At 57.9% G+C, this 380-nt stretch carries 1 protein-coding gene; it reads left to right on the top strand.

Annotated features, from left to right (window positions below; all coding sequences use genetic code 11):
* Window positions 1-380: substrate-binding domain-containing protein (locus tag AC1D1Y_RS26835; protein ID WP_477685015.1), on the top strand; the 380-nt coding region annotated here is incomplete at both ends.

The raw sequence follows: 380 nt of genomic DNA, 5'->3' as shown, positions 1-380 counted from the left end.
GGCCAAGGGCGGCCGCGATGCGACCACGATCTTTTTGCAACGCAATATTGGCGATGTGCTGATCACGTTTGAATCGGAAGTGGTGAGCGTGGACAACGAATTTGGCGCAGGCAAGGTGGACGCCGTGCACCCCAGCAGCTCTATGGTGGCCGAAAACCCCGTGGCGGTGGTGGAACGCACCGTGGCCAAGAAGGGCACCGCCGAGCAGGCCAAGGCCTACCTGAACTTCTTGTATTCCGAAGAAGGCCAGGAAATTGCCGCCAAACACGCCATTCGCCCGACCAACCAGGCGATCCTGAAGAAGTACAGCAACGTGTTCAAGCCCATCAGCCTGTTCCGCGTGGAGGACTACTTTGGTTCGTTTGCAGAAGCACAGAAAG

This window comes from Polaromonas sp. P1_G1 (assembly GCF_056405595.1).
The sequence above is the reverse complement of the archived record's forward strand: the minus strand, read 5'-3'. Positions and strand labels throughout refer to the sequence as shown.